2 protein-coding genes are annotated in these 853 nt (G+C 46.3%); both read left to right on the top strand.

From position 1 onward, the window contains the following. The coding region (gene tnpB, locus ADIARSV_RS12095; protein ID WP_152439861.1) for an IS66 family insertion sequence element accessory protein TnpB at window positions 1–370 on the top strand (370 nt) is incomplete at its 5' end. Window positions 371–445: 75 nt separating this feature from the next. Continuing rightward, the coding region (locus tag ADIARSV_RS12090; protein WP_040299939.1) for an IS66 family transposase at window positions 446–853 on the top strand (408 nt) is incomplete at its 3' end.

The raw sequence follows: 853 nt of genomic DNA, 5'->3' as shown, positions 1-853 counted from the left end.
GAACAGTATGATACCAACAGCGAGAACGTATTTCGTGTACCCCGAATGTATAGATGGCCGTAAAAGTTTTAACGGGCTTGCCGGTATTGTTCGGGACGAACTGCAAAGTGACCCTGCAGGCGGGGATGTCTTTGTTTTCTTAAGCCGTTCCAGGCAAAGCATCAAGTTGCTGTTCTGGGAACATGGCGGCTTTGTGATTTATTACAAAAGGATGGACAACGGCAGATTTGAAGTGCCGCCACAGCGTGCCGACGGCCAGAGCAGTCATATCAGTGAGATTCAGTTACTGCAGATCATTCGCGGGATTCAGTTCCAGAAAGAAAAGCAGCGCGCCTGTACCAGCAAAACAAAGCTGGAATTAGAGCAATAAAAAGCAAGAAAAAGGCATAAAAAACTTGCATAAAAATGTGCGTTTTCTTATTTTTAAGGTAACAAAACGCCATTGATGCAGCAAGCAGAGCCGATAGATTATAAAGTATTGTCTGAGCAACTCCTGCAGGAAAATATCCTGTTGCGCCAGGAATTCAAACAACTATCGGCGATCAATGAGCAGCTGCTTCACCGGGTGGAGCAGTTGCTCAAACAGACCTTTGGCAGCAAAAGCGAACGTTACCTGGGCAAAGAACAAAACCCTGAACAGCTCCGCCTGGGACTGATGGAGGAAGTTGTGGTTGAAGTTAGCGTGCCGCAAACCACTACAAGTGGTGCTACTAAACAGTCCTCTGCTGAAAAGGAAAAGAAGAAACACTTTGTGATCCCTGAAAGCCTTGTGGATGAAATCCAGGAGATCCATCCTGATGTAATCCCTGAAGGTAGCAAATGTACCGGCAGCGAAATCTCTTACCGGTTGAAG

Source organism: Arcticibacter svalbardensis MN12-7 (assembly GCF_000403135.1).
Classification (GTDB): domain Bacteria; phylum Bacteroidota; class Bacteroidia; order Sphingobacteriales; family Sphingobacteriaceae; genus Arcticibacter; species Arcticibacter svalbardensis.
Note: the sequence above shows the minus strand (reverse complement) of the source record. Positions and strands in the feature narration are given on the sequence as shown.